This window comes from uncultured Cyclobacterium sp., assembly GCF_963977555.1.
GTDB lineage: Bacteria > Bacteroidota > Bacteroidia > Cytophagales > Cyclobacteriaceae > Cyclobacterium.
This window is the reverse complement of record NZ_CAXBPD010000044.1, coordinates 1-4,408: the sequence shown is the minus strand read 5'-3', so window position 1 is coordinate 4,408 and position 4,408 is coordinate 1. Positions and strand designations below refer to the sequence as shown.

At 34.3% G+C, this 4,408-nt stretch carries 2 protein-coding genes; both read right to left on the bottom strand.

Annotated features, from left to right (window positions below; translation table 11 throughout):
* Positions 1 to 84: 84 nt before the first annotated feature.
* On the bottom strand, positions 85 to 2,868 hold the full coding sequence (locus AAC073_RS24895) for a prolyl oligopeptidase family serine peptidase (RefSeq protein WP_339926498.1): 2,784 nt from the start codon (positions 2,866 to 2,868) through the stop codon (positions 85 to 87).
* Between the two features lie 210 nt (positions 2,869 to 3,078).
* On the bottom strand, positions 3,079 to 4,408 hold a 1,330-nt coding region (locus tag AAC073_RS24890; RefSeq protein WP_339926497.1), incomplete at its 5' end, for an amidohydrolase family protein.

The following is a 4,408-nucleotide window of genomic DNA, read 5'->3' as shown; positions in this document are numbered from 1 at the left end:
CCAAACTTTCGGTTAAGCACAAAGTTTGATACAAGCCAAAAGCCTTGATTTTACTAATATTTCGCCTATTTTTTATATAGATGGTTAGCCTTTCGTTATTCCTTTTTTTAACCTGCGCTGTTGCTCACTGTAAGGAATTCCATCCATGATCCAATCTTGGGCTTCTTCCCCTTTGAGATAATGACCAAACCACCTTAGAATTTTCTGTTGATAATCAGATGCGTTCTTCTCTTCTCTAACGCCATGGCCTTCCTTAGCGTACACTAGTAAAACAAATTGCTTACCGGCCCTACGAGCAGCATTGTAGTACTCGATTCCTTGTCTCCAATTCACATTCATGTCATCGTCTCCAACTTCAAATAGAATCGGTGTATTCAAAGATTCAACATTCATTACAGATGAATTTCGAATGTAATTATCAGGTGATTGCCAGGGTGGACTTATCATTCGCTCTTGAGAGACTTCAAAATGATTATTTTCAGGAGACCCTCCAAATGATGGTGTTATTGCCAAATACATAGATATAAAATTAGTCAAACCAGCGCCCGCTACACTTGCTGCAAAAATGTCAGTTTGAGTAGGTACAAAGCCTGCTTGATAACCACCCCAAGAGTGTCCTATTAGACCAACTTTGGAAGGGTCAATATCACCCTTTTTTACTACAGCGGCGACAGCATTCTCTAGTGTCTTTGCAGAAGAAACCCCTGGATCTCCCGATATGAATTCAATGTCTGGTTTCAATACAAAATACCCCTGTTGTTGCCAGACCGTAGTGTTATAATAGTTAGTCTTAGACGGTACCGTATATCTATGAAAACCATCAGAAAGCTTTTCATATACATAAGTTATCATTGGATATTTCTTACCCTTTTGATAATTTGCTGGATAGTATAGAATTCCCTGGGCGCTTTTATTTTTAGCATTATTAAAATTTATAAGTTCAGCCTTACCCCAGGCATATTCATCTTGAAAAGAATTTGTATGTGAAACCTTTTTCGAAATTGAAAAATCTAAGTCAGTAATATTCAGATTTGGAGATTTGTCAAAAGACTGGGATTTATAAGTCAATAAATTAAGTTCTATATGAGGTTGATCTAATTCATAAATACTAACATCATCGTAGATTAACTTCTTCAGTTTTTGACCAAGGATACCTTTAGAGAATCCTGATTTTTTAGATTTTTTTCCGCTCATTGAAAAGAACTGCTCTTTATCCAGATCAACGAATTCATCTTCATGATGGATAAACCTATGTCTGTAAATGATTTCATCTTCTTCTCCTGTAGTAATACGTTTTGAGAGATTTCCATTTACAAATCCTTGCCAAACATCAAATTCAGAATTGAATAGGAATGAGCTTCCATCTTTACTCCAGGCAGAGAACCCTCCACTGAAAGGCGGTTTTTCCTCTACGGGGTAATCGTATGAATCACCTTGAATAAACTTAGCGTTTAAACTAGATGTAATATTAATAGATGATTCTTTTTCAATATCATATAGATGTAAATTATTATCTTCTATATAAATGAAATATTTACCATTAGGGCAGATCGGCGAAGTTCTTCTGATATCGGTTAGAACCTTTTTTTTCTCTCCGTTTTCAATATTGATAAGGTAGATATCGTTGCTTGGCCTACCAAACATAGCATCAAATGAATAAGGGGTCTGATCCAAACCAATCATCATCTTATTGTTAACTTGTAAGCTAATATTTTCAACTAGTTCATTACTTAAAGCTAGATTGCTGTTATCATCAACATGCCATCCATATAAGATGGGTTCTTCGGAGTCTTTATTAGCGTTTTTCTTTTGTTGAGTAATCATCAATTCATCCTTACTGTGCCATATTTCTAAGTCGGGGGCTTCATATTCATCAATTACTTTTGGGTTTTTATTATCTTCTTTCTCAGAGTTATCTTTCTTTTTTTCTTCAGTTTGTATCCAAGAAAAGGTCTCGAAGAATACCGTGTTTCCGTCGTTTGAAATCTTAATATTATCTGATAAGATTCTTCTAGCATCTGGGAATGATTCTGTTTTATTAGGATCAAATATTGAGAAAATAGGATTCAATTTTGAGAAGCCCTTCCAATGAAGTAATTGGAAAGAATTCTCATCTGATCTTACTTGATTTATCGCCTTTATGGCAAATAAATAGTCAGCTTTTTCACCCCATACTAAATGAGAATATATATGAGCCGACTGATCTAATACTTTTATGATTCCTTTACTGGGATTATATAATTGAATGCCGTTCGCTATTGAGTCTTTTGTTTCCACGATCATCGCTATAAGTTCTCCTTTTTTCTGCCATTCAAAGAACTTTATATTTCCAAAACTCATTTGTGTTTGAGTTTTGAGGTCTTGTATTACCAGGGTGTTGACGCTATCATTTGTCCTTAGCATTGCCAGGTAGGAATCTTTCTCACTGAAGCTATATTTTATAACACCCTTTAGAAGCAAAGTGTCAGCGTTTGTTAAATTGACCAATACTTTATCGTTGGTTTCAGGCTTTTCTTTTTTCTCTTTCTTCTCTTTAGCCTTTTGTTCTTTACCACTTAATACTTTTTCATAGACGAACCATCCACCAGTTTGAGAGAATTTTGCTTCAGCAGCATTTAGGTAAGCTCTTGTAGTGTTCTTATTAATATTATAGAGGAAAGTCGTTTTGTCGTTATTCACCTTGTCTATTTGATAGCTTGACCAATTACCATCTTTGGAGATTGCAGTCGTTCTCAGCAATTCCCATTTTTCATAATCGTCTGATGTAATAAACCTTTTCTTTTGGGCCTGTAAATTACTAACAAACAGCGTTATGATTAAAATAATCGATAAATTAAGAAATGGGTTTTTGGTTTTAGTTAGATTCATAAGCGTAACTAGGTTTAATTTGAATATTAATATATATAGTTTTAATATTTGTTCATTGATTAGTCATAATGAAGGCCAACGTTTACGTATAAGAATAGTGCGGTTTTGTGTGCGAGGATTTTCCGCAGGAAAATCAGACGTAACAAAAGCGCTAGGACTCTTGGTTAAGCACTAAACTTAGCATTATTTTTATACAATGTTAGCAACTGTTTATTCCTTTTCAACATAAATTTCACCATTCTTCATCACAAAGATAACATTGAAAATCGTACTTGAGAATTCATTTTCTATATCACCTTTTACGGCAATAATATCTGCAAATGCTCCCTCTTTTATAATTCCTAGTTCATCTTCTTTACCCATAAATTTTGATGATAAATATGTTGAGGATCTTATTATATCAAGTGGTTTCATTCCTTCTTCTTCATAAGCTATGAGGATATTCTTTGCTGCTTCTCCTTGTGGCATTTTAAAATCAAGATAATTATCTGACCCTGTTACAATTGTTACTCCTGCTTTAATGGCTCTTTGCAATCTGTCTTGGTACCTGTCTTTAGCCATTTTTATTGCTATATCCTTATCTCCTTTATAATCTACAATATCTAATACCTTGTTATAAAGAGGTTTTGAGATGTCGGTTGGGACTAGGACAACACCTTTTTTTGCCATAAGTGTTAATGTAGTATCTGAAATTTGATAACCATGTTCAATACCATCAACTCCTGCAGTTACTGCCTCCCAAACAGCCAAGTCATTTGTTGCATGAGCAGTAACTTTTTTGTCATAACGATGTGCCATTTTTACGATGGCTTTCATTTCATCAATAGTAAGGCTAGTATTATTGGGTGAATTGTTCGCACAAATCTTGATTATATCTGCGCCATAGTTGACGTGAATCCTTACTGCATTTATGGCATCATCTACATTCTTAATTATAGTATATTCATCTTCAATTACGTTTCTTTGACTTTTAATTAAACCAGGAACTTGTCCGCCTTCAGAAATAATAATCGGACCAGACACAAACATTCTAGGGCCTATAGTGGTTCCTTCTTTGATGGCTTTTTTTAAAGCTACATCAAGAAAAGGACCTGAATCTCCTAAGTCTCTCACTGTGGTAAAACCTGCTTCTAGCCATGTTTTGGCTCGATTAGCACCTCTAAGCACTCTTAAAGCATCCCCTTCGAATAAGACTTTTTCGGCCATAGGATAGTCATCTTTTAAGTCGTCAAGAGTCATCAAATGTGTATGACCATCAATTAGACCGGGTAAAACAGTGTACTCCGTTAAATCAATAATTTTTGCATTTTCGGGAATTGAGATGTTTTTTCCTATAGTAGTTATTTTATTGTTTTGAATTTTAATAACATAGTTTGCAAGGATTTTTCCATTTTCAGAATCAAATAACTTTCCTGCCTTAATAAAAGTGATTTCATTTTTTTCAATGGATTGTGCAACTGCTGGTTTTGTGAAGAAAATAAAGTAACAAAGTATGCAGACGTATTTTAATTGTATTTTCATTATTTTGGTTTTAATAGTT

Coding starts and splice junctions, on each gene's coding strand:
- AAC073_RS24895 (WP_339926498.1), bottom strand. CDS start 2,868: ATGAATCTAACTAAAACCAAAAACCCATTTCTTAATTTATCGATTATT.